This is a genomic window from Acetobacterium sp., assembly GCF_039830195.1.
GTDB lineage: Bacteria > Bacillota > Clostridia > Eubacteriales > Eubacteriaceae > Acetobacterium.
On record NZ_JBDODG010000011.1, the window covers coordinates 116,923 to 142,535 of the forward strand.

Here is a 25,613-nt window from a genome sequence, read left to right on the forward strand (position 1 = left end):
GAACTTATTTTATCATAGTTTAGTCATTTTTCAAAAACAATTCTTGGGCATATTGCCGGGGATCAGCAAACAGCACCCGACCTTTGCTTTCGAGGTAATCAATCAACCTATTAGCATCCAGGTTAACAATCAGTTCATCTGGGAAGTCAATGGCGTCGAGAACCTTGTCAACATAAGGAAAATCACCGATATCTGCGGCAAAATGAGTATCGCTGCCTATAATAATCGGGATCTCCAGTTCTTTACAGCGGTTTGCGATCCATTCACAGTTGGGTTTGGAACCTTTTCGGATAAAAAAAGAACCATTATTGATTTCAATCAGGGTATTGTGTTTTTTGGCATCCTGAAGGATTGCCTCATAATCCAGATCATAGGTGGGATTGCCGAGATGGCAGATAAAATCGATATGCGGATTGGCAATGGCTCCCAGTACGGCACTGGTATTGACGGTTTTCGTCTGCGGTTTAAAGGTTGGGGTATGGAGCGACGCCGAAATAATTTCCAGAGATTTGATGAAGTCCATGGGAATATCGGTATTTCCGTCGGCATCCATAATATTACTCTCAATACCTTTAAGTACTTTAACATTGTTTATTTTTCCGGGGATCACCTTATAATTGGCAAAAAACAAGGGGGTCGGAGCGCCTGGCAATTCCGGTCCGTGCTCAGTGATACAGATCATCTCCAGATTTTTTTGGGCCGCGGCATCGACTAATTCCAGGATGGTATTATAGGCATGTCCGCAGGCCAGAGTATGGGTATGGGCATCTAAAACGTAATTTCTCATTTCTAATTCTCTTTTCTCTTTTTATATTAACTGACATTTGTAAAAAAAACTACCGGTTGTTTCATGGCCCGTCTACTGCATCTCATCCTGTTTTATCTTTTCATCCAGTTTTTTCTTTTCTTCCCGTTTCTGCACTTCCAGATCGTTTTGATGGGCAACCCGATCACAAAAAACCTGGGCTGAATGATAACCATATTGTTTGGTCCGATTATTGATGGCAGCCGTTTCGATGATACAGGCCAGATTTCGGCCGCCAGATACGGGAATCATTACTTCCGGAACTTCAATTCCCAGTATGGCCAAGGTTTGTTCATCCAGTCCCAGGCGATCATAAGGGGATCGTTCATCCCAGTTTTCCAGCCGGATGACCATGTCTATTTCCACATCTTTTTTGACGGCTCTGGCCCCATAAAGGGTTTTAACGTCAATGATGCCTATGCCCCGGATTTCCATGAAATGCTGGAGCAGTTCCGGGGCTGTCCCCATCAGGTGGCCGTCCCGAATCCGTTTTACCTCAACCACATCATCGGCAATCAGACAGTGGCCGCGTTTGACAATTTCCAGCGCAGTTTCGCTTTTACCAATCCCGCTGGGCCCGGTAATCAAAACTCCGACCCCAAAAACCTCAACCAGTACCCCATGCAAACTGATCCGGGGGGCTGACAACTGGTCAATATAATTAACCAGATCATAAAACAAGGTGGTGGTATGTTCCTTGCTTTTCAACAGGGTTCGTCCATATTTTTTGGCCGCATCCACAAACAGATGGGTCTCGTCCAGATCCCAACAGACAATAAAACAGGGGAATTCGTAGGAGAAAAAGTCGTCAATCTTCTGCTTTCTCACTTCCGGATCTAGATCCAGTAAATAGGCGACTTCCACCTTACCAATCACCTGAACCCGATTGGAATCAAAATGTTGATAATAACCATGGAGCTGCAACCCCGGCCGATTGATGCCGCTATTGGCCAGGTTCAGTTCCGTCGACTGATAATAAATTTTTTCAAGTTTGATTTCTTTGCAGAAATCGTCTAAATTTACTTTACCATTCATACTTCTTTTATCTCTTTTCATTGATTTACTGCTGATTAGTTTACTCAAGTTATTCTACCTCAAAGTTTCCGTTGACAAAACATTTCATTTCTAGTTGTGAAAATACTCAAAAACCGCCTGGGCTGTTTTCACCTGCATCCCAGGAACTGATGTCAGTTCTTCCAGTGTTGCTTTTTTGATCTTATCGATCTGCCCAAAATGGGCCATCAGAGCTTCTCGACGTTTTTTGCCGACGCCGGGAATTTCCTCCAGTTGGGAGGCCAACATTTCTTTTTTTCTTAAAATCTGGTGGTAGCCCAGGGTGTAGCGGTGAACCTCTTCGGATATTTCAAACAGAAAAACGCCCAATGGGGTCGCTTTTTTAATCGGGTATTCGGTGCCTTTGTGGAAGATTCCCCGCAGCCGGTGGTGGTCGTCTTTAACCAGTCCGCACACCACGATGTCAACTGGGTATAAGGAAACGATGCTCTCGGCTGCATTCACATGGCCGATCCCACCGTCGATCATCATGATTTCCGGTAAGGGTAGAAAATTGTTGACTTCCTGGGTTTTCATGGCCCGTTCCATCCGTCTGAAAATCATTTCCTGCATGCTGGCATAATCGTTCTGACCTTCCACCGATTTGATTTTAAAGCGTCGGCAGGCTTTCCGGTTCAGCTTGCCATCGTCGAAAACCACCATTCCGCCGACGTTATTGGTGCCGCTGATATTGGAAATGTCATAGGCTTCAATGCGACTGGGCCGCCGGGTCATGCCCAACAGTTCCTGCAGTCCATCCAATCGGCTTTTGGAGCGGATTTCTTTTTCCCGCTTTTCCAGCAATTGCTGTTTCAGAGCCAGATCGGCATTGTCCGCAACCATTTCCAGCATTTTGATTTTCTGCCCCCGTTGCGGCGAGTGGACTTCGATTTTTTTACCAGCCAAATCTCCCAGCCATTCTTCAATGACCGGTTTGTCTTCCAGAGGCTCTTTCAAGATAATTTCCCGGGGGATAAAACCGCAACTGGCATAATACTGCTTAACAAAACTTTCCAGCACTTCACTGGGGCTCACATCCCCAAGCTCTTCAAGAAAGAAATGATCCCGTCCCATTAACTTGCCCTCCCGGACATGAAAAACCTGGACGCAACCGAGATCGTCACTTTGCGCCAAACCAATAAAATCCTGATCCTGTTTGGTGCTGGAACTGATTTTCTGTTTTTCGATGATGTGCTGGATACCGGAAATCTGATCCCGATATTTGGCCGCTTCTTCATAATTCTGGTTTGATGCGGCAGCTGTCATTTTATCATTCAGGTTTTTAAGCAGATCTGGATGACGACCATTTAAAATATCCAGAATTGACTGAATATCCCTGGCATATTTTTCTTTGGATACATTACCCTGACAGGGTGCCTGACACTGACCAATGTGATAGTTGAGACAAGGCCGGCCGGCTTTTTTGCCGTAAACAACCTGACGGTTGCAGGTTTTTAAGGGGTAAATCTTCAAAATGGCCTCAATGGTATTTTTTACCGCATAAGAACTGGTAAAGGGTCCAAAATATTTGGCGCCATCTTTTTTATATTCCCGGGTCATCAGAATCCGGGGGTATTCTTCATTGACGGTCAGCCGAATCCATGGATAGCTTTTATCGTCTTTCAACAGAATATTATAACGGGGATGATGGGTTTTAATCAGATTGCATTCTAAAATCAGGGCTTCCATTTCTGAATCGGTGACGATGGTTTCGATGGTTTCGATGTGAGATACCAGGACCACTGTCTTCGTGGAGAGCTGACTGGCCGAATGGAAATATTGCCGCACCCGATTGCGCAGATTTATGGCTTTACCGACATAGATTATCTCGCCATTATTATTTCTCATAATATAAACGCCGGGGCTCTGGGGCAGATCTTTTAATTTTTCTTTATCATACATATGTGGTCAACCTTAAATAAATATTTTTTTGGATTTTTTTGTTTATTCGCCACCTAATTTTGGTATAATAATAATACTTTTTTAAACATCAGATTATTATACAGAAAGGAAGTGTTACCATGTTTGAAAAAATAACTGTAGATGGCCACAACACCCTGATTTCTTTCGGTAATTTCGAAGTGAAGATTGTTCCGAAAATTTATGGTGGATTTACACTGACAAAATCAATTAAAGACAATCCCTTTAAAATCATCGAAATACGTGAGATAAGACTTCCACTTTCAGAAAAAGAAGTTATCAAGGAAGCAAAAGATCTGTTAAAACGAAAATATGATTCCATTGACTTTAACAGCTATTGTACCACATAAATCTTGAGTTCAGCTTTTTTTGATCCATCTCGTCTCTTGTCAGTCGAGATGGATCAATTTATTTGCTGCTCAAGTTTTTTCGGTAACAGGTAGCGATTATCATTCTTGATGATTCTTTAAACATTTAAAGTGTTTTTGAAATCAGTTGACATTAGCCTTAACCGGGTGTATAATGAAAAAGAATTAAAGTGTATTTATTGATTTCACATATTTTTGCAAGTCATTTTTACGTTTAGATGATTTGCAAAAATATGTGTTTTTTGTTTTTGCATCACGATTTACAAATAATATTTAGGAGGTACCTAAAATGAATAATGGTACAGTAAAATGGTTTAACGAGGAAAAAGGATTTGGTTTTATTTCAGTAGATGGCGGCGAAGATGTATTTGTACATTTCTCGGCAATTATTGCTGACGGTCGTAAAAACCTTGTTGAAGGACAACGCGTAACTTTTGATACCGAAAAAACTGACCGTGGCTTACAGGCTACAAACGTTTTTATTGCATAATTAAGTCTTTAAAAAGCCCCACCAGCTCTGCTGGTGGGGCTTTTTTTCTAAACTGCCGTACCGACCAATTGTTAATCTTAATCTTCTTTGGGCGGCACCGTTTTGATATGGCAGCCTGCGCAGCCCGCGCCGCCTTTACAACCTTCACAGGAAAAATCGCCTGCTTTCATTTTCTTAACCTTCTTGAAGATGACATAGCCTGCCGCACCTAAAATTAATGCTGCCAGAATCCAGGTAATCATTTTTCTTCCTTCTTTCTTCTATCTATAATACGTTAAACTCTAAACAAAAATCCGACTGCCGACCTGATAAACGATAAATGAAACGGCATAAGCCAAACCAATTTGATACGCCAGAGCAAAGAAAAAATCCCGCCAGTTTCCCAGTTCTTTTTTCATGGTGGCGATGGCGGCCATACAAGGTGACGCCAACAGCACAAAAATCACAAAACTATAAGCCGATACCGGGGTAAAGATTTGGCTGATGGCAACCGTAAAACTGCTATCCTGACCTGACAAAAGCACGCTCATGGTACTGATAATCATTTCTTTAGCAGCGATTCCCGTCAGCAGGGCAACCGAGGCGACCCAGTCACCAAAGCCCAGCGGGATAAAAATTGGGGCGATAATTTTACCGAACATCGCCAGGATACTTTGATCCGGCGAATCCACCATCAGGAAGCTGGGGCTAAAACTTTGTAAAAACCACAACACCACCGATGCCGCAAAAATAATCGTGCCGGCCCGAATGATAAATTCTTTAATTCGTTCCCATACCTGGGTTGCGGTATTCTTAAGCTTTGGCAATCGCAGCGGTGGAATCTCCAGCAAATAACCGGAATCCGCTCCCTTGAACCAGGTTTTTGACAGGACAAATCCTGATCCAAAAACCACGGTTAAGCTGACCAGATAAAGCGAGAATACCAACAACGTCTGATATTCGGTAAAGAATACCGAAGCCATCAAGACATATATGGGCATCTTGGCACCACAGGAAATAAAGGGTGTCAATACCGCCGTCAATTTACGTTCCCGTTCATTTTCCAGGGTTCGGGTGGCCATAATGCCGGGAACCGAACAACCCAGGCCGACAACCATCGGGATAAAGGATTTTCCCGATAAACCAAAATGTCTGAAAATCCGGTCCATAATAAAAGCGACCCGGGCCATATAACCGCTGTCTTCCAGAATCGAGATGAAAATGAATAAAACCACTAACTGGGGCACAAAGGTCAGTACTGCACCAACCCCGGTGATTATTCCGTCATTGATCAGGGCGATAATCCAATCGGCCGCGCCGAGACTGCCCAACCCGGCGGACACCGTAACCATCAGTACTTCATTGATAAACCACTCGATCGCGCCGATGGTAATATCCCCCACCAGCGTTATCGAGACATAATAAATGACAAACATAAAAAGAAAGAAAATCGGCAGGGCGGCGTATCGGTTCATTAACACCTTATCCAGTTTTTCCTGAAATTGGATGGCATTTTCTTTGGTTTTCCTGGTTGCCTGACTGATCCCTGCGGTGATAAAACGATAGCGATAATCGGCAATGGCACTGTCGACATCTTGCTTTGAGATGGCTAATATTTTTTTTCTGACCACAGCAATATCTTCCAGCAAATCACCATTTTCATGGATCTTCAGTAGTACCTCTTCGTCTTTTTCAATTAATTTGATGACACGAAACAGGTGCGGATAAGCTGCTAAGATCTCCGGATACTTATTCTGGATCAGCTCGTCAAATTCATTGAATAATGTCATTATTTCCGGGGGAAAGATTTGCGGAAATTCTTTGAGCTTTTTGATCTCCAGCGTTTTTTCAACCAACTTGATTAATTCATCAATTCCGGTTTCTTTTTGGGCGGATATTTCAATAAAGGGATATCCAAAGATTTTTTCCATCTCCCGGACGTCGATCTCAACCCCGGTTTTCTTAACCACATCCATCATATTCAAGGCTCCGACCATGGGACAGTTAAGCTCCATCAACTGGGTGCTTAGATAAAGATTTCGTTCTATGTTGGAGGCGTCAATAATATTGATAATCAGATCCGGCCGTTCTTCCAGCAGGAAATTCCGCGATACAATCTCATCCATAGAGTAAGGTGCCAACGAATAAATCCCCGGCAGATCGACCAGGGTGATATCCTTATCTGTATCTCGCAGATTTCCTTCTTTTTTTTCAACGGTTACACCCGGCCAGTTTCCGACATAGAGATTACTGCCGGTCAGACAATTAAAAAGGGTGGTCTTTCCCGAATTGGGATTTCCCGCCAACGCAATTTTATATTTCATTTCATTTCCTCATTTCCCTTGATGCCAGACTAAAATGCTGATTAAATAAATTTAAACAACGAAACCACCTATAAGGTGGCTTCTCGTTTATTACTGAACCATTAAAATATTCTCAGCATCTTTTTTCCGGAGACTGAGCGAATATCCTCTTAGACGAACCTCGATGGGATCCCCAAATGGAGCTGTTTTATTAACTTGAATCTCTACACCTGGTGTGACACCCATATCCATGAGTTTGCGACGCATTAAGCCTTCTACGGCAATAGAGCCTACACAGGCTTTCTGGCCTGGTCTTAAATCTTTCAAAGTAAACATAAACACACCTTCTATTCTTATGGTTTAAATTCATAAATGGAATCTGTCAAAATTTGTTAATGATGACTTCCTTATTTGTTAGTTTTATTATACTCTAATTGAAATTCATTGTCAATTAGAGTCTGAAACTTTTTATGGTCTTAAGCTTTATTTAAACGTATCTAAAAAAGAAAGCTGGATCAGCTTTCTTGAGATTAGTCTTATAATACCGTACCGGCCAATTGTTAATCTGTTGTCGGTACTGGGTTATCTTATATTCTATCACTTTAAGATTCTCTTGAGATATTGGCCGGTGTAGGATTCGGGGACTTGGGCGATTTCTTCGGGGGTTCCGATGGCGATGATGGTACCGCCTCCGTCGCCGCCTTCGGGGCCGAGGTCGATGATGTGATCGGCGACCTTGATCATGTCCAGCTGGTGTTCGATGACAACCACGGTACTGCCACTGTCGGCCAGCCGCTGGATCACGGTGATCAGCTGATGGACATCAGCAATGTGCAACCCGGTGGTGGGCTCGTCAAGGACGTAGAGGGTCTTGCCGGTGTTGCGTTTGCTTAATTCGGTGGCCAGTTTAACCCGCTGGGCTTCGCCGCCGGATAGCTGGGTTGATGGCTGTCCCAGGCGCACATAACTGAGACCGACATCGTATAAGGTTTGGAGTTTGTCATTAATTTTGGGGATGTTGCTGAAAAATTCCAGGGCTTCTTCCACTGTCATATCCAGCACATCGGCAATATTCTTGCCCTTATACTTCACTTCCAGGGTTTCCCGGTTATAGCGCTTGCCCCCACAGACCTCACAGGGCACATAGACATCCGGTAGAAAATGCATTTCGATTTTGATAATTCCGTCACCGCTACACTTTTCACAGCGGCCGCCTTTGACATTAAAACTGAACCGGCCTTTCTGATAACCTCGGGCCTTGGCTTCCGGGGTTTTGGCAAAAAGATCCCGGACCAAATCAAACACCCCGGTATAGGTAGCCGGATTGGAACGAGGGGTTCTGCCGATTGGCGATTGATCGATATCAATGACCTTATCGATAAATTCGACGCCCTCTATACTGTTGTATTTTCCCGGTTTTTTAAGGCTGCGATAAAGCTTCTGGGAAATCCCCTTGTATAAAATTTCATTGATCAGGGTACTTTTTCCCGATCCGGAAACCCCGGTTACACAGATAAATTTTCCCAACGGAATATCCACATCGAGATTTTTTAAGTTGTTCTCCCGAGCACCAATAATTCTAATTGTCTCGCCGGTTCCTTCCCGGCGCCCTTCCGGAATCGGGATAAATCGCTTGCCGCTGAAATATTGGCCGGTAATGGATTCAGGCACCGCCATAATTTCTTCCAGACTTCCCTGGGCGACGATTTCACCGCCGTGAACCCCGGGCCCCGGGCCAATGTCAACAATATAGTCAGCGGCTTGCATGGTTTCTTCATCGTGTTCCACCACGATCAGGGAATTCCCCAAATCGGTTAACCGCCGCAGCGTTTCCAGCAGTTTCTGATTGTCCCGCTGATGGAGCCCGATACTGGGTTCATCCAAAACATAGAGCACCCCCACCAGACCTGAGCCAATCTGAGTGGCCAGACGGATCCGCTGGGATTCACCGCCGGACAAGGTGCCAGCATTCCGCGACAGGGTCAGGTATTCCAACCCAACGTTTTTGAGAAAATTCAGACGGGCGTCAATTTCTTTGAAGATCGATTCACCGATCATCATTTCCCGATCAGTCATGATCAGGGTATTAAAGAATTCAATCAATTTGCCAATCGACATATCAGTAATTTCGATAATGTTCCGATCATGAATCGTTACGGCCAGACTGGTTGGGTTCAGCCGCTTCCCATGACAGGTGGGACAGGGCGTTTCCGACATATAGCGTTCAATTAGAGACCGCATCCGCTCTGAGGTGGTTTCAATATAGCGCCGTTCCATATTTCTAATCAGTCCTTCAAAGGTGGAGCTATAGGTTCCGGAAAACTTGCCCTCGTAGGCAATTTCCAGCACCTCGTCACTGCCATATAAGAGGGCGTTTAAAAATGCCTCGCTGGCATTTTCCAGCGGTGTTTCAATCGAAAATTGGTGTTTTTCGGCCAGGGCCTTGATTAAATTATAATAGTATTTGGAATCGCTTTTTAAGCCAAAAAACTTGATCGCCCCATTGGCAATCGATAAACTCTTGTCCGGGATCAGCAAATCCGGATCCACTTCCTGATGAAAGCCCAGGCCATGACAATCCGGACACATCCCAAAGGGATTATTAAATGAAAAGGTGCGTGGTTCCAGTTTATCCATGGCAATGCCGCAATCGGCGCAGGCCAGTTTTTCGCTGAACAGCTGCTGTTCGCCGCCAATCACATCGCAGATCACCAATCCGCCGGAAAGCTTCAGGGCAATTTCCAATGAATCAGTCAGTCTTTTACCCAGATCTTCCTTGGCCACCAGACGATCTACGACCACTTCGATACTATGCTTCTTGTTCTTATCCAGATTGATCTCGTCGTTGACCTCCATCGGTTCGCCATCGACAATAATCCGCACAAAACCTTCTTTTTTGATGTGATCAATGGTTTTTTTATGCTGGCCCTTTTCTTTCCGGATAACCGGAGCCAGAATCTGGAATTTCGTTTTTGGTGGCAGGTTAAGAATCGCATCGACAATTTGATCCACTGACTGCGATGCCACCACCTTTCCACATTTGGGGCAATGGGGAATCCCGATCCGGGCATAAAGCAGCCGCAGGTAATCATAAATCTCGGTTACTGTACCAACCGTGGAGCGAGGATTGCGGTTGGTTGTTTTCTGGTCAATGGATATCGCCGGGGACAACCCATCGATGCTCTCCACATTCGGTTTCTGGGACTGACCCAGAAACTGCCGGGCATAGGAGGAAAGGGATTCCATATAACGACGCTGCCCTTCGGCATAAATGGTATCAAACGCCAGTGACGACTTCCCCGATCCACTCAGACCGGTGAAAACCACCAGCTGATCCCGGGGTATTTTCAAGTTGATATTTTTTAAGTTGTGCTCTTTCGCACCTTTTATTTCGATGTACTTCATGATTCTCCTTATATCAGTTACTTATCTTCGGTAATTCTTAAGATGATGGATTTCGTCGCGCAGTTTAGCGGCCCGTTCGAATTCCAATGCTTCCGCCGCCGTCATCATTTCCAGTTCCAGTTCCTTGATTTTTACATCAATATCCACTGCTTCGTCGCCAACGTGATAGGTATCCGGCTCCTCGGCAACCTTGGTCGCCTCGATGATCGAGCGGATATCTTTTTTAACTGAGCTGGGGGTAATATTATGGGCCTCATTATGCGCCGTTTGAATCGCCCGACGACGATTGGTTTCGCTGATGGCCCGATCCATGGATGGGGTGATCTTATCAGCATACATAATAACGTGGCCTTCCAGGTTACGGGCAGCCCGGCCAACAGTTTGTATCAGGGAGGTTTCAGATCTCAGGAACCCTTCCTTATCGGCATCCAGAATCGCCACCAGACCAACCTCGGGCAGGTCCAGCCCTTCTCGGAGCAGGTTGATGCCCACCAGCACATCAAAGGTCCCTAAGCGTAAATCCCGGAGAATTTTCATCCGTTCAATGGTATCTACGTCCGAATGGAGATAATTCACCAGGATCCCATTCTCTTTCAAGTAATCGGTAAGATCTTCGGCCATTTTTTTCGTCAACGTGGTGACCAATACCCGATTGCCTTTGCCGGTGGTCAATTTGATTTCACCCAGCAGATCGTCAATCTGACCGGCCACCGGGCGAACCGTTATCTCCGGATCAATCAGACCGGTGGGACGGATGATCAGCTCAACGGTATTCTGACTGTGTTCTTTTTCGTATTTACTGGGTGTCGCCGTGGTAAAGACAATCTGATTGATCTTGCCTTCAAATTCGGAGAAATTCAGGGGCCGGTTATCAAAGGCCGAGGGCAGACGAAAACCATAGTCCACCAGATTGCTCTTGCGGGCCCTATCCCCAGCGTACATGCCGCCAATCTGGGGGATCGAGACGTGGGATTCATCGGCAATTATCAAAAAATCCTTGGGGAAGTAGTCAATCAGGGTATATGGCGGCGAGCCCGGGGGCAAACCGTTAATATAACGGGTGTAGTTTTCAATCCCGTTGCAATAACCCATCTCCCGAAGCATTTCAATATCGTAATTGGTCCGCTGTAGAATCCGCTGGGCTTCTACCAGGCGGTTGTTAGTGGTATATTCATCATATCGCTGTCGCAGCTCCTGCTGGATTCCGGCAATCGCCCGTTCCAGATTTTCCGGGGTAGTGGTATGATGCGAGGCCGGGAAAATCGAAACATGGTTCAGTTCGCCATAAATCTCCCCGGTCAGCGTATCAATCTCGGTAATCCGCTCGATTTCGTCACCAAAGAACTCCAGGCGAATCGCTTTGTTTGATGAGGCCGAGGGAAATATCTCGAGGATATCCCCGCGAACCCGAAAATTGTTCCGTTCGAAGGCAATATCGTTCCGGGTAAACTGGATTTCCACCAGTTTACGGATGATCGTATCGCGGTCTTTTTCCATTCCCGGGCGGAGGGACAGCATCATGTTTTCATAATCAAAGGGACTTCCCAGTCCGTAAATACAGGACACACTGGCCACCACAATCACATCCCGCCGTTCAAACAGGGCCGCCGTGGCGGAGTGCCGCAATTTATCTATTTCATCATTAATGGACGAGTCTTTTTCAATAAACAGATCCGAGTGTGGGACATAGGCTTCCGGCTGATAATAATCATAATAGCTGACAAAATATTCCACCGCATTGTCCGGAAAAAAACTCCGGAACTCATTCGTCAGCTGGGCCGCCAGGGTCTTATTATGGGCAATCACCAAAGTTGGTTTTTGGACTGCTTCAATGACCTTGGCCATGGTATAGGTTTTACCTGACCCGGTTACCCCCAATAAGGTTTGATATTTTAAGCCATCCTGGATTCCTTTAGAAATCTTTTCAATGGCCGGTCCCTGATCCCCCTTGGGTTCGTATTCCGAGACAACCTTAAATGCATGCTTCATTTCTTTCATCAGCACCCTCCAATCGATAGGATGAACATTCGTTCCATTATTCTACCACAGCTTTTTTTTAATGGCAAATGATAATCCTTCTGATTTAATAAATTCTTAATTATTCCGTTCGAAAAAGAAAGAGCATACCAATTTGGCATGCTCTCAAAATCAATTGGTTCCGCTTAGAACCTGCAGGGCTTTTTGTAGCTGGACATCTTCCTCGTCAGTAAAGAAATTATTTTTCATAAAGTCGGTGGCTTCGATGACAACATTCGGCTCCAGGCCTTTTTCGTGAATATTATTGCCGTTGGGCGTGAAATATTCAGAGTTGGTTACCTTAAACCCACCGCCATCGGTGAGACTGATGATTTCCTGAACAATGCCCTTGCCGAAGGTCTTGGTTCCCACTAACTGGGCAACTCCGGTATCTTGAAGCGCGCCAGCCAGTATTTCCGCTGAGCTGGCTGACCCGCCATCGACCAGCGCCACCATCGGTAGGTTAAGCTGTTCGGTACCGTCCGACTTATATTCGGTTTTATTGCCATTTTTGTCAACCGTGTAAACAACCATGGTTTCGCCCAGGATCCGGTCGGCAATTTCCACCGCTTCCTTTACGCCACCGCCGGGGTTGCTTCGCAAATCGATGACCAGACCGGTGATGTTCTGCGCCATCAACTCAGTAAGCTGAGTTTCAAAATCATCAGCGGTTTTATCGGTGAACTCTGATATCTGAATATAACCTTTATCGCCAATCACCCGGGATTCCACCGTTTTGGCTTCGATGGTTTTGCGCACTAATTGCATTTCGATGATTTCCTCACCTCGCGCAAAGGTGATGTTGACGGTGGTGTCCGCCGGTCCCTTCACTTTGGCAACAACTGCATCCGATCCGATGGTGGTGACATCCTCACCATCAACCTTGATAATCTTGTCTCCGGTTTTGATACCAGCCGCCTCTGCCGGTGTGCCTTTCTGGGGTGCGATGACATAGGTAACACCCTGTTCGTCTTCTGTTACCACCACGCCAATGCCTTCATAAACGCCGGTAGCCATTTCCATGTATTTCTTGAATTCTTCGGTAGTAAAATAGGTACTATAGGGATCACCAAGGCTGTCAAACATCCCCGTAATGGCACCATCAATCAGGGTCGTGTTATCCACATCTTTATAATACTCTAAGCTAATCTGTTCTTTCAACGCCAGTAGTTTTTTTATGCCGGCGGCTGTTTCGCTGCTGTCAACCGTCACAATCAGCTTGTTTCCGATCAAAAAATTGCCGGTTGTCGCCACTGTGAAGGTGATGATATTGGTAATGATCAGCACCACAATAATCACGATCAGCTTCGTTTTTTTTGATTTATTTTCCATTGTCTTCACCTAATCCCAAATTTTTATTCTGCTACAAATAAAACAGGAGAAAAGAATCATGATTCTTTTCTCCTGTTCTTTCGTTATATTCTACAATGTTTCGCTTAAAAATATCCTAAAGGATCAACAAATGATCCACCGGAAAGTACCCCAAAGTGCAGATGGGCGCCGGTAGAATCCCCGGTTGAGCCAACGTATCCGACCACATCGCCTTTATTGACGGTTTGACCAGCTGATACGGCGTAATCACTCATATGAGCATACATGGCCTGAACGCCATTTCCTAAATCAACAATGACACAATTTCCATAGCCGCCATTCCAACCTGCGGATATGATGGATCCATTACCCATGGCCAGAATTGGGGTTCCTGATGGAGCACCCATGTCGACACCGTAATGGGTTCGGTAATCACCCCAGATCGGGTGTAGTCGAGTCCCGAAGAAATCATCATCATAAATCGGGTAATAACCCGGGCAAGGCCATTGATATGTTCCATTTGATGGTACAAAGGAAGTGCTTCCGCCAGTGGTTGATCCGCCCGAGGCCGCGGCCTGAGCAGCCATCGCTGCGCGCACCTGGGCTTCAATATTCGCTGCATTGGCGGCCTCAGCTGCGACAATCGCCTGATATTCCGCGACAATGGCCTGATTCTGGGCTAATAAGCTATCTTTTTGAGCCTTAACTTCCTGTTGTTGCGCTAATGCTGTTTCCTGCTCGGACTTTTTAGCAACTGTTTGCAGACGATCTGCTTCAATTTTAGCTTTCTTTTCATCGATGATTCTTTTTGTTTCGGCTAGAGCATCCAATGATTCTTTATCCGATTCGATAATATAACGGGACATGTCTACCTTGGTGACAAAATCCGCAAAATCACTTGATGTAAACAAGAATTCCAGCATGCTACCGTTTCCGTACATGTACATGGTTCGAACACGTTCGTTCATGGCTTCTTCCTGTTCTTTTCGTTTGGCTTCCGCGATGTTCAGTTCTTCCTGTGTTTTAGCAATATTGGCTTCCAGCACTGCAACTTCAGCATTGATTTTATCAATGACGCCGGTAATCCGGCTCATTTCTTCATTGGCTTTGCCAATTTCAGCTTCAATTCCGGCAATGGTATTCTGGGTCATATCAATTTGATATTGGGCTGCCGCCTGTTTTTCATTACTCTCTGCCAGTTGTTCGGTCAGGGATGCTGCATTTACCGGAGATATCAGAATCCCCAATGTAACAATCATACCCACAATGCCTGAAATAATTCGTTTTTTTGTCATACGACAATCCTCCTGTGTTTGACCAAGTCTAATCATTTATACATCCAAGAATTTGCGAATCGCAAATACACTGCCTACTGCTCCAATAAATCCTCCATAAAGCAGGAAGAAAAATATCAATTGTCCCATTACTGCATCCGGTGAAGCCAAACTGGCATCCACTGGCAGAAAGAGATTCCCACCAACTAAACCTAAAATATAATAATAGGTGATCCGGATAATCAGGAATGCCACAATAGCTCCCATTAACCCCAGCAGGGTTCCTTCCAGAATGAAGGGTGCCCGGATGTAGGCGTTGGTAGCCCCCACATATTTCATGATTCCAATTTCCCGACGTCTGGCAAAAACGGTTAGTTTAATGGTGTTGTAAATAATAAAGATGGAAATCATCGATAACACCACCAGCACCACAATACTCAAGGTGTTGGTAAATTTATTGAAACTCACCAGCGCTTCCACATATTCCTGACCGTACCGGACATACTCAACCCCTTTGCCGGCAAAAGACATGGCCAGGGTTTGAACTTCTTCCATGTCATTCGGATCCGTTACCCGGACTACAAAAGATGCCGGCATCGGGTTGTTTTCCGAATTATAACCACTAAGCAGCGGCGCATAATCTTCCAGACTGACCGTGAATTTTTCTAATGCCTCCTCGGCACTTTCAAAGCTGACATTCTCAATCAGATCGCTTTTTTCCAGCGCCTGCTCGATGGTTTCTTTTTGGGTGTCGGTGAAATCTGACTGGAGAAATATTTTCAATTCCAGTTTCGATTCCACATCCTTGGTAACTTCCTGAACATTAATGGTTAAGATCAGAAAAATCCCCAGAATAATTAAGGCGGCAATAACCGACAGCACCGAAGCGGCACTCATCAGATTATTTCGTTCAATACTCTTTACCGTATCCCGGACAACATTTTTGGGCATTGTTTTGATGGAACTAAACTTCATAGCCGTACCTGCCTGTCGCGTCATCTACCTTTAAAACACCATCTTCCAAGGTCAAAACCCGTTTTTTCATGGTATCAACGATTTCCCGGTCATGAGTTACTACCAGGATTGTTGTTCCGCGTCGATTAATTTCTTCCAGGATACTGATGATTTCATATGATGTTTCCGGATCAAGGTTCCCGGTGGGCTCATCGCAAATCAAAATGGATGGATTATTAATAATCGCCCGGGCAATTACCACCCGCTGTTGTTCCCCCCCGGATAACTCGTGGGGATAATGGTTCATCCGATGGGATAAACCAACCATGTCCAAGGCCAGCGGCACCCGCTTCTGGATCTGCTTTTCTGATTTACCAATTATTTCCATGGCATAGGCCACATTTTCATAAACACTTTTGTTTTCCAGGAGCCTAAAATCTTGAAATACAATTCCCATTTTTCTTCTTAAAAACGGAATTTCCTTTTTTGAAAGTTTTGATACATTAAAATTATTAATATATACCGAACCTTCGGTGGCCTCAATTTCTCTTAAGAGAAGCTTAATAAATGTGGATTTCCCAGCACCGCTTCGGCCGACAAGAAAGACAAACTCCCCCTTATCAATAAAGAGACTGACATTTTTAAGAGCATCACTCTTGTTCTTATCATAACCCTTGGTTACATTTTTAAATTCGATCATATCTTAGCCACTCCTAAATTACTTATCCTTCTAGATTGCTTTGACAGGGCATTTTAACATGCCCTATCCTAGTTTCTGCTTAAATCGGCAATAAGTTAAGATTACTTTAATTATTTAATCCGGAATGTAAAAGCCTTTTAAAAAACAACAGTTCTTTCGCCTTTCCGGCATTCCTTGTTTGAATCTGAATTTATTTTAACATACTTTTTGAATAATTTCATTAAAAAAATAAATATTTTGTAACAAATGTATCTGAATTCGTCCGAATTTTTAATTTTACTTATCATAATTACTTATTAAACGTACTACTAATTTCTTGATTTTTTTGTAAAACAATAACCCGCAAAAAAAGAAAAGATGGTTTAATAATTCCCCATCTTTTCACAATTATCTTTGCAAATTATTTAAAATCATGGACTAATTGCGGTACCATACTGTCTTATTTCAAAATGTAAATGGGCACCTGTTGAATTGCCGGTACTACCAACAGCGCCGACCGTTTGTCCGGCACTTACCATCTCACCAGATGAAACATTGATCGCGCTTAAATGCGCATACACTGCCGAAATTCCATTTCCCAGATCGACGATGACACAGTTACCATAACCACCATTCCAACCAGCCGATATGACTACGCCATTTCCTCCACAAGCAACCGCGGTGCCTTCAGAAGCGCCGATATCAACGCCTGAATGAAATCGTATGGTCCCAGGATTAAGCGGATCATCACGATACCCGAAGGGACTTGTGATTTCACCATCACATGGCCACATATAGCCATTAGAATAGCTGGGTGTGGAAGTTCCGCCACCACCGGTACTCGAACCATCACCACCACTCGCGGTACCATCACCCGTTTCGCTGTTGCCGTTATTTTGAGCTGCCTGTTCGGCGGCGGCTCGCTGCTGTTCATAATAAGCCTGCAATTGACCTTCAATCTCAGCTGAGGTTGCTGCTTCAGCTTCTTCTATGGCCTTATATTCGTTCAATGTTGATTGGTTTTGAGCCAATAACTGGTCTTTTTGAGCTAACACTTCTTCCTGTTGAGTTAATACGACTTCTTGTTCATTCTTTTTTTCAACTGTTTTTAATCGATCTGCCTCAATGCTCAGTTTTTTCTCGTCGATAACTTTTTTAGTTTCTTCCAGAGCATTCAGGGAGTCCTTGTCCGCCGTCATGATGTAACGGGACATATCCAATTTTGTGATAAAATCGGAGAAGTCGGAAGCCGAGAAGATGAATTCCATGATGCTGCCGTTTCCATACATATACATGGCCCGGACCCGGTCACTCATCGCTTCTTCCTGCTCACGTTTTTTTGCTTCAGCTATTTTCAGTTCTTCCTGTTTTTTTGCGATATTTCCTTCAATGGTTGATATTTCAGCATTGATGGCGCCAATGATCCCACTGATGCGATTAACTTCCTCATTGACTTTGCTGATTTCTTCCTCAATCCCATTGATGGTGTTCTGTGTCATGTCAACTTGATATTTTGCTGCTGCCTGTCGAGCATTGCTTTGTGCCAACTGCTCGGTTAAAGACGCCGCATTGACGGGTGCTGTTAAAAATGCCAAAACCAGGGAACCAGTAACGATACCTGATACAATTCGATGTTTTTTCATTTTTCCCCTTTCCCACAATCGTAGTGTGACCTATTTATTTGTTACTTCTTCAGTTGTTTTTATTATTTTTGTAACGGTTGTATTATACCATAATAGTGCCTTAATTAAAACAAAAACAATAAAATAACTTGAAAATATTTTGTATAAAAGCGTAATAAAAGGGATGTTTTTAATTTTCAAAGAAAAAAGACACTCCGAAAATTCAGAATGTCTTCTTAAGTGTTACAGGTTATCAGGGTTTATATTAAAATGCGGCTTTATAAATAGCAATTACATCTTCTTTTGTGGGGCATTTCGGATTTCCGCCAGTACAGATATCGGCCAGAGCCAGATCAGCCAATTCACTGAAATCTTCTTCTTTAACACCGATTTCTTTGAGACCGGATGGAATACCAACATCTTTGGATAATTTTTTGATGGCATCAATGGCCATAATATTAATTTCCTTTGGTTCGCGCCGGCTAGTGTCGACACCCATCGCCTGGGCAACGTCTTTTAATCTGTCACCGACAGCATCGGCATTAAATGCCGTTACATATGGTAAAAGAATGGCATTACAAACGCCGTGAGGCAAATCATAGAAGCCACCTAACTGGTGCGCCATGGAGTGAACAATTCCCAGACCGCCGTTTGAAAAGCCCATACCAGTAACAAATTGACCATAAGCCATATCATCCCGAGCATCCAGATCGTCACCATCTTCAACGGCTTTTCTCAAACTGCCGGAAATAGCTTTGATGGCTTCCAGATTAAAGAGATCGGTAAAACGGGAAGCGCCAGCGGTGGTATAGCCTTCAATGGCGTGGGTCAGAGCATCCATTCCGGTGGCTGCAGTTAAGGATTTTGGCATTTTCAGCATTAAAACCGGATCATTGACCGCTACTGTAGCCAAACAGTTGGGATCGACAATAACCATTTTCAATTTACGGTCTTCATCCGTGATAACATAATTGATGGTTGCTTCACTGGCGGTTCCGGCGGTGGTGTTAATCGCTACGATGGGCAGTGATTTATTGGCGGTTTTCCCAACGCCTTCATAATCGCGAAGATCTCCGGGATTGGTTGCCAGAATGGCAATCCCCTTGGCGGTATCCTGGGGCGATCCACCACCGATACTGACGACAAAGTCACATTCGTTATCCTGCAATGCCTGAAGTCCGGCATTTACATTGGCAACGGTGGGATTGGGTTTAACTTCTGAAAATAGAACATAAGGAACTTTTGCCCCATCTAATACATTGAGTACATCTTGAACAATACCTGCTTCAACAAGTACTTTATCGGTTACAACTAAAGCTTTTTTCACGTTCATACGTTTGATCTCTGGCGCAATTAACTCAATTGCACCGGGTTCCATAATTACTACTGGTGGAAAATAATAGGTTCTTGCCATAAGAACACCTCCAAATTTATTCGTTTACAAGATTATATGTCATCGAAATGGCTGAATAAATGGAAATTTTCTCTTGTTTGGGATACATTATTGAAAAGACTGATTGATGACATGGAATAAACCGAACACAACAAATAATAAACAGCTTTTTGGTTCTCTCAAACTCCCGTACCGACCAATTGTTAATCTGATGTTCGCTGCGGGGCGGACAACATGATGTAACAATTGTCGGTACTACTTTTTCTGTGCTATTTAAGTTTTATTCGTTTTATATTTATCTTTTACTTTTAAGAATTGTATTATATGATTTTAAACAGAATAGATAGAATTAATTGTGTAAAAGAGGTAATTATGAAAAATATCAGTATCCTCGGGTCAACCGGTTCGATCGGAACCCAGGCCCTGGAAGTGGTTTCTGAAAACAGCGACGCTTTAAATATTGTTGGTTTAACGACCAACACCAGCATTGATTTGCTGGAAAAACAAATTGATGCCTATGCCCCCCGGATTGTCTGTGTGATGGATGGGGATGCCGCGCTGGTGCTGGAACAGCGGTTGAAAATAAAGGGCTCCGCAGTGGAAGTAGTGACTGGCTTAGAGGGCCTGATTGCGGTTGCCACCGCATCGGAAAACAATCTATTGCTCACGGCGGTATCCGGAATGATTGGTTTGCAGCCCACCCTGGCGGCCATCAATGCGGGTATTGATATTGCTCTGGCCAATAAGGAAACGTTGGTGGCTGGTGGCCAGATCGTCATCGACGCAGCGGCAGCAAAAGGGGTTTCGCTGCTTCCGGTGGATAGTGAACACTGCGCCATTTTTCAATGTCTGATGGGAAATAAACATCAAGAAATTGACCGGATCATTATTACTGCTTCCGGTGGGCCGTTCCGGGGACAAACCCGGGAACAGCTGCAGTCGGTAACCCTAGCCCAGGCCCTGAAGCATCCCAACTGGTCGATGGGGAAAAAAATCACCATTGATTCCGCCACCCTAATGAACAAGGGATTGGAAGTCATCGAAGCCAAATGGCTGTTTAATCTGAACAACAATCAGATTGATGTGGTGGTTCACCCTCAGAGTATTATCCACTCGATGGTGGAATTCATCGACCATTCCACCATGGCCCAAATGGGAATGCCGGATATGGCGCTACCAATTCAAATTGCCTTTTTCTACCCGGATCGGATCGCTAATAACCGCTTGGCTCTGGACTTCAGTCAGGTTCGGGAGCTGACCTTTGAAGAGCCCAATCGGATTGCCTTTCCCTGTTTGCAGCTGGCTTACGACGCCCTTGAAATCGGCGGTACCATGGCTTGTGTACTTAACGCTGCCAACGAAATTGCGGTGGCCCGGTTTTTAAATCAGGATATCCACTTCCTGGACATCCCCCGGATTAACCGACTGGTGATGGAAAAACATCAGCTGATCAGCACCCCTGGACTCGATGAGATCCTGGCTGTGGATGCCTGGGCCCGGGCGATCGCTCGGGAAATAAAGGCTGACTAAAACTAATTTGGTATTTAAAAAAGAGCGTGGAATCCACGCCCCAAGAAACTATAGTCATTCAGATATAGCAGTACCGACAATTGTTACATCATGTTGTACGCATCGGAGCGGACACGGCAGAGCCTGACCGATTCCGCGGCGAACAACAGATTAACAATTGGTCGGTACGGTAGTTTGCCGAAAACCTAAGAGGGCGTGGAATCCACGCCCTCTTTTTATATTAAACGGAGTTCTTAAAAAAAAGTAATTTGATTGGAAGCTGGCAACTGATTTAAACAACCCTGTTTTTCCAGGGTTTCGATAACCGATTTACTGATCTTGGTGCGGTTCTGCAAATCTTCCCGGGACATATACGGACGCAGCTGGGCTTCTTCAAAGATTCGCTGGGCGGCCTTGTCGCCAATTCCTTCCAAGGCATTCAGGGGCGGCAGCAGTGTATCGCCGATGATTCGGAACTGACTGAAATGCGACTCGTAGACATCAACATTTTTAAAGCTGTAACCGCGGCACATCATTTCATGGGCAATCTCCAGCACCGTCAACAATGATTTTTCTTTATTGGAGGCTTTTGTTCCCAGCTCTTTGATCTGATTCATCCGTTGTACCACCACACCCTTGCCCTGGCTGATCAGCTGAGCATCAAACTCGCTGGCCCGAACCGAAAAATAGGTAGCATAATAAGCCAGCGGGTAATAAACCTTGTACCAGGCAATTCGGAAGGCCATGGTGACATAGGCGGCCGCATGAGCCTTGGGAAACATGTACTTGATTTTTTTACAGGAATCAATATACCACTCCGGCACCTTGTTTTTGCGCATATCTTCTTCCCATTCCGGCTTCAGTCCCTTTCCTTTACGAACGGCTTCCATAATCGTAAAGGCCGTTTTAGCTTCCAGACCAGCGTAGATCAGATAGATCATGATATCATCCCGGGTACAGATAGCTTCTTTGATGGTGGCTTTCTTGTCCCGAATCAGATCCTGGGCGTTGTTTAACCACACATCGGTGCCATGGGACAGACCAGAAATCCGGATCAGATCAGAAAACGCCGTCGGCTTGGTATCCAGCAGCATTTCCCTGACAAAACTGGTCCCGAATTCAGGAATCCCACAAACTCCCAAGGGCGACTCAAAATCATTATCTTTAAAATCCAGGGCCTTGGTCGAGGTAAATAAGCTCATCGTTTTTTCATCGTCCAGGGGAATCCCGACCGGATCGATGGCGGTAAAATCCTTGAGCATTTTTAACATCGTGGGATCATCATGGCCCAAAATATCCAGCTTCAGCAGCCGGCCGCTGATGGACTCATAGGCAAAATGGGTGGTGACGGTATCGCTTTCGGTATCATCGGCCGGTCGTTGGACCGGACAGAAATCGTAAATATCTTTATAGGTTGGCACGACCATAATTCCGCCGGGATGCTGGCCGGTGGTTTTTTTAACCCCGGCACAGCAAGATATCACCCGCTCCAGTTCGGCCCGGGTGGCTTTGATGTCTTTTTCATCATAGTAGTTTTTGACAAAGCCAAAAGCAGTTTTTTCGGCAATCGTGGAAATGGTGCCGGCCCGGAAAACTTTGCCCTTACCAAAGAGGACCTCCGTATAGCGATGGGCTTCAGCCTGATTCTCGCCAGAAAAATTAAGGTCGATATCGGGTTCTTTATCACCTTCGAAGCCTAAAAAGGTTTCAAAGGGGATGTCAAAGCCGTCTTTATCAAGCTTGGCCCCGCAATGGGGGCAATTGGCATCTTTTAAATCCGGCCCCACCCCGACCTCGGTACTGTTGAAAAACTCGGAATGTTTACAACTGGGGCAACGGTAGTGCGGTGCCAGCGGATTAACCTCGGTGATCCCACAGAGGGTGGCCACAAAGGAGGACCCTACCGAACCCCGGGACCCCACCAGATAGCCGTCTTCCATGGAATGGTAAACCAGTTTCTGGGCAATCAGATAGAGGACCGAGTAGCCGTTACCGATGATCGAATCCAATTCTTTTTTAATCCGCTTTTCGACAATGTCCGGTAGCGGCTGACCAAAAAGCTCCCGGGCCCGGCCTTCCACCATTTCCCGGATCTCTTCGTCAGATCCCTCAATCACTGGCGGATAGGTGCCATCGGGTATCGGCAATACCTCATCGATCATTGCGCCGATTTTGCGGGGATTATCAATCACCACTTCCCGAGCGGTTTCCTCATCCAGATAGTCAAATTCATCTAACATCTCCTGGGTCGTCCGATAATATAACGGCGGCTGTTTGCCGGCATCCTTATATCCCTGACCGGTAAACAGGATTTCCCGATAAAGCGAATCTTCCTGATTGACAAAATGGACATCCCCGGTGGCTACCACCGGTTTATTCAGGCTTTTTCCTAAATCGATGATCCGTTTATTCAAGGTCTTCAGGGCTTCCTGATCCGGGACACTGTTATTATCAATCAGGTACTGGTTATTTCCCAGCGGTTGGATTTCCAGATAGTCATAAAAGCTGGCGATCTGCTGGATCTCATCCTCGGATTTATTGTGGACCATCGCGGTGAACAATTCTCCGGCTTCACAGGCCGAGCCCAATAATAGGTTCTCACGGTTTTCTGCCAGTAAAGACTTGGGAATTCGCGGTTTTTTATAAAAATAATTGAGATGCGATTCAGACACAAGGCGATACAAATCCTTGATTCCGGCCTGGTTTCTGGCATAAATAATAATGTGGTTGGTGGAATTAAGTCGGATACTCCGTTCCCGACTGGACAGCGTATTGAGGGTCTGGATTGAGGTACAGCCTTTTTTCTCAGCCAGATCCAAAAGCTTGACAAACACCTTGGCCGAGGCGGCCGCATCATCCAACGCCCGGTGATGATTCTGAATCTCAATTTTAAAATGCGAGCAAAGTTTTTTCAGGTTATGCCGGGTAATTTGGGTTAGTAGACAACGGGACAGGGCCAGAGTATCCACCGCCGTATTTTCCCGAACGATGCCGTGATCGGTTAAGGCTTTATTTAAAAAGCTCATATCAAACGCAGCATTGTGAGCGACGAGAATGGTATCTCCGGCAAACTCCAGAAATTTCCCTAAAGCATCCCGTTCTTCCATCCCATCTTCGACCATCTGATTGGTGATATTGGTCAGGTTGGTAATAAAGGGCGGTATCTCACAATGGGGATTCACCAGAGTTGAAAAGCTGTCAACGATCTGTTTGTTTTTAATGCGTACGGCGGCAATTTCAATGATCTTGTGGTTTCCCGGCACCAGACCGGTGGTTTCCAGGTCAAAAAAAGTAAATTCGCCGCAGAAGTCCTGATCCTGATCGCCGTAAACCATGTTAAGCTGGTCTTCCACCAGATAGCCCTCGACCCCATAGAGCACCTTGATTTTTTTCTTGCGCCCCAGTTCCATCATTTCCGGATAGGCCTGTAAAACACCGTGGTCGGTGATGCCAATGATGTCATGGCCAAAGTTGGAAGCTTGCTTCATAATCTGCTCCACCTTACTGACTGCATCCATGGCACTGAACTGGCTGTGCATATGAAGCTCCACCCGTTTAACCGGAGCGTCATCGGTTTTAATGGTTTCTTTGGATAGGTTGATATTCCGGGGATAAAACATCATTTCCTGGGAATACTCATCATAATTGATCTTGCCTTCAACCAGATACCAGTTGCCTTCTTTAATGCCTTCGATGACTTCTTCTTTGTCGGTAAAGATTTTACAGGTAATGCTATTGGTATTGTCCGTGATATTAAAGGTCAGTAGCGTTTTATTGTTTTTTAGCGGCCGGGTGTTGACCCCAAAAACCCAACCCTTGATGACCAGACTTTTTCCTTCGGATTCCCCATTGATATTAAAATCCACATTTTTGAGCCATTCCCAGGTCCGGGTTATCTTTTTCCCGGCGACCACATCCCCAGGTTTTTCTGCCTTAGGCAGCTTGGCTGTGCTTGATGAACTGCCTGAACTTGATGAACTGGTACTTGATGTAACCGGCTTAATAGCTGCCAATCGTTTTTCCAGATCCTGCTGACTTTTTTCAGCCACCGACCCTTCATCGGTGAAACGTACCACCAGCTCAGATTCCAGGCCATAGTGTTCAACAATCAAGCGTTTGAAACGGCTGGAAAAAATCGCCAGGGCTTCCCCATCCAGCTCGCCAGTGGACCGTCCTCTGACATAAAAGGTGTTGCCTTCGGCAATCAGGGTATTAATCAACAGAATATTGGTTATCTTCTGATTGATGCCCACCAGCAGCTGGCTGACACCTTTGCCATCAGTGGCCAGAAGATGCTCGCCATCCTGATATTGAAGCGGGGCCACCTCGATTTGCAGGGCTTTTGCATAGTCAAAAATTTCCTGCATCTCGGTTTTAATGAATTCAGTATCCGCTTGTTTTTTAGGACTGGAAAATTTAAAAATCAATTCCCCTTTACTGGAATTGATTTTGATACTATCTGTTATCAGATGATAGTCCTCTATTATTTTTTGATATCGTTCCTGTCGTCGGGTTAAAATACTCAAAGATCT

Annotated in this window: 18 protein-coding genes; 3 read left to right on the top strand and 15 right to left on the bottom strand. The window is 45.0% G+C overall.

The features are described 5' to 3' along the window. Window positions 1-19: 19 nt before the first annotated feature. The 3 genes from ABGU93_RS04210 to uvrC all read right to left on the bottom strand — a co-directional run bounded on the left by ABGU93_RS04210 (window position 20) and on the right by uvrC (window position 3,760). Entirely contained in the window at window positions 20-787 is a 768-nt protein-coding gene (locus tag ABGU93_RS04210; RefSeq protein ID WP_347412250.1) for a phosphatase, read from the bottom strand. 72 nt (window positions 788-859) lie between these two features. Continuing rightward, window positions 860-1,840 (bottom strand): HPr(Ser) kinase/phosphatase, encoded by a 981-nt coding sequence (gene hprK, locus ABGU93_RS04215; protein ID WP_347412251.1) that lies wholly within the window; start codon window positions 1,838-1,840, stop codon window positions 860-862. A gap of 90 nt (window positions 1,841-1,930) precedes the next feature. After that, complete coding sequence (uvrC, locus tag ABGU93_RS04220) at window positions 1,931-3,760, bottom strand: excinuclease ABC subunit UvrC (protein WP_347412252.1); 1,830 nt, start codon at window positions 3,758-3,760, stop codon at window positions 1,931-1,933. 119 nt (window positions 3,761-3,879) lie between these two features. Between uvrC and ABGU93_RS04225 the strand changes: the two genes are divergently transcribed. Together ABGU93_RS04225 and ABGU93_RS04230 are read left to right on the top strand one after the other, a co-directional pair. Then, window positions 3,880-4,128 carry a hypothetical protein gene (locus ABGU93_RS04225; RefSeq protein ID WP_347412253.1) on the top strand — a complete coding sequence of 83 codons (249 nt, stop codon included), beginning with the start codon at window positions 3,880-3,882 and terminating at the stop codon, window positions 4,126-4,128. A gap of 307 nt (window positions 4,129-4,435) precedes the next feature. Continuing rightward, complete coding sequence (locus ABGU93_RS04230; protein WP_014356887.1) at window positions 4,436-4,636, top strand: cold-shock protein; 201 nt, start codon at window positions 4,436-4,438, stop codon at window positions 4,634-4,636. A gap of 77 nt (window positions 4,637-4,713) precedes the next feature. Here the strand turns inward: ABGU93_RS04230 and ABGU93_RS04235 are convergent, their stop codons facing one another. The 11 genes from ABGU93_RS04235 to ABGU93_RS04285 form a co-directional block, all read right to left on the bottom strand. Further along, on the bottom strand, window positions 4,714-4,878 hold the full coding sequence (locus ABGU93_RS04235) for a FeoB-associated Cys-rich membrane protein (protein ID WP_347412254.1): 165 nt from the start codon (window positions 4,876-4,878) through the stop codon (window positions 4,714-4,716). Between the two features lie 39 nt (window positions 4,879-4,917). Next, complete coding sequence (feoB, locus tag ABGU93_RS04240) at window positions 4,918-6,939, bottom strand: ferrous iron transport protein B (RefSeq protein ID WP_347412255.1); 2,022 nt, start codon at window positions 6,937-6,939, stop codon at window positions 4,918-4,920. A gap of 90 nt (window positions 6,940-7,029) precedes the next feature. Next, window positions 7,030-7,254: a ferrous iron transport protein A gene (locus ABGU93_RS04245; RefSeq protein ID WP_026395981.1), complete on the bottom strand. Its 225-nt coding sequence runs from the start codon at window positions 7,252-7,254 to the stop codon at window positions 7,030-7,032. Window positions 7,255-7,515: 261 nt separating this feature from the next. After that, entirely contained in the window at window positions 7,516-10,323 is a 2,808-nt protein-coding gene (gene uvrA / locus ABGU93_RS04250; RefSeq protein ID WP_347412256.1) for an excinuclease ABC subunit UvrA, read from the bottom strand. A gap of 21 nt (window positions 10,324-10,344) precedes the next feature. Further along, window positions 10,345-12,321, bottom strand: a complete 1,977-nt coding sequence (gene uvrB, locus ABGU93_RS04255) for an excinuclease ABC subunit UvrB (protein ID WP_347412257.1) — start codon at window positions 12,319-12,321, stop codon at window positions 10,345-10,347. Window positions 12,322-12,471: 150 nt separating this feature from the next. Beyond that, on the bottom strand, window positions 12,472-13,671 hold the full coding sequence (locus ABGU93_RS04260) for a S41 family peptidase (RefSeq protein WP_347412258.1): 1,200 nt from the start codon (window positions 13,669-13,671) through the stop codon (window positions 12,472-12,474). Between the two features lie 104 nt (window positions 13,672-13,775). Continuing rightward, window positions 13,776-14,945, bottom strand: a complete 1,170-nt coding sequence (locus ABGU93_RS04265) for a peptidoglycan DD-metalloendopeptidase family protein (protein ID WP_347412259.1) — start codon at window positions 14,943-14,945, stop codon at window positions 13,776-13,778. Between the two features lie 36 nt (window positions 14,946-14,981). Beyond that, complete coding sequence (gene ftsX / locus ABGU93_RS04270) at window positions 14,982-15,923, bottom strand: permease-like cell division protein FtsX (protein WP_347412260.1); 942 nt, start codon at window positions 15,921-15,923, stop codon at window positions 14,982-14,984. Then, window positions 15,889-16,578 carry a cell division ATP-binding protein FtsE gene (gene ftsE, locus ABGU93_RS04275; RefSeq protein WP_111887678.1) on the bottom strand — a complete coding sequence of 230 codons (690 nt, stop codon included), beginning with the start codon at window positions 16,576-16,578 and terminating at the stop codon, window positions 15,889-15,891. Before ftsE ends, ftsX begins: the two co-directional genes overlap by 35 nt. Before the next feature lie 410 nt (window positions 16,579-16,988). Continuing rightward, complete coding sequence (locus ABGU93_RS04280; RefSeq protein ID WP_347412261.1) at window positions 16,989-18,200, bottom strand: peptidoglycan DD-metalloendopeptidase family protein; 1,212 nt, start codon at window positions 18,198-18,200, stop codon at window positions 16,989-16,991. A gap of 244 nt (window positions 18,201-18,444) precedes the next feature. After that, the gene (locus ABGU93_RS04285) at window positions 18,445-19,593 is read right to left on the bottom strand and encodes an iron-containing alcohol dehydrogenase (RefSeq protein WP_347412262.1); all 1,149 of its coding nucleotides are present in this window, start codon (window positions 19,591-19,593) and stop codon (window positions 18,445-18,447) included. 348 nt (window positions 19,594-19,941) lie between these two features. On the opposite strand from ABGU93_RS04285, the gene ABGU93_RS04290 reads away from it, so the two are divergent. Then, a complete protein-coding gene (locus ABGU93_RS04290) occupies window positions 19,942-21,102 on the top strand; it encodes a 1-deoxy-D-xylulose-5-phosphate reductoisomerase (RefSeq protein ID WP_347412366.1) in 1,161 nt (386 codons plus the stop codon). 233 nt (window positions 21,103-21,335) lie between these two features. Here the strand turns inward: ABGU93_RS04290 and ABGU93_RS04295 are convergent, their stop codons facing one another. After that, window positions 21,336-25,607: a PolC-type DNA polymerase III gene (locus ABGU93_RS04295; protein WP_347412263.1), complete on the bottom strand. Its 4,272-nt coding sequence runs from the start codon at window positions 25,605-25,607 to the stop codon at window positions 21,336-21,338. Window positions 25,608-25,613 lie beyond the last annotated feature (6 nt).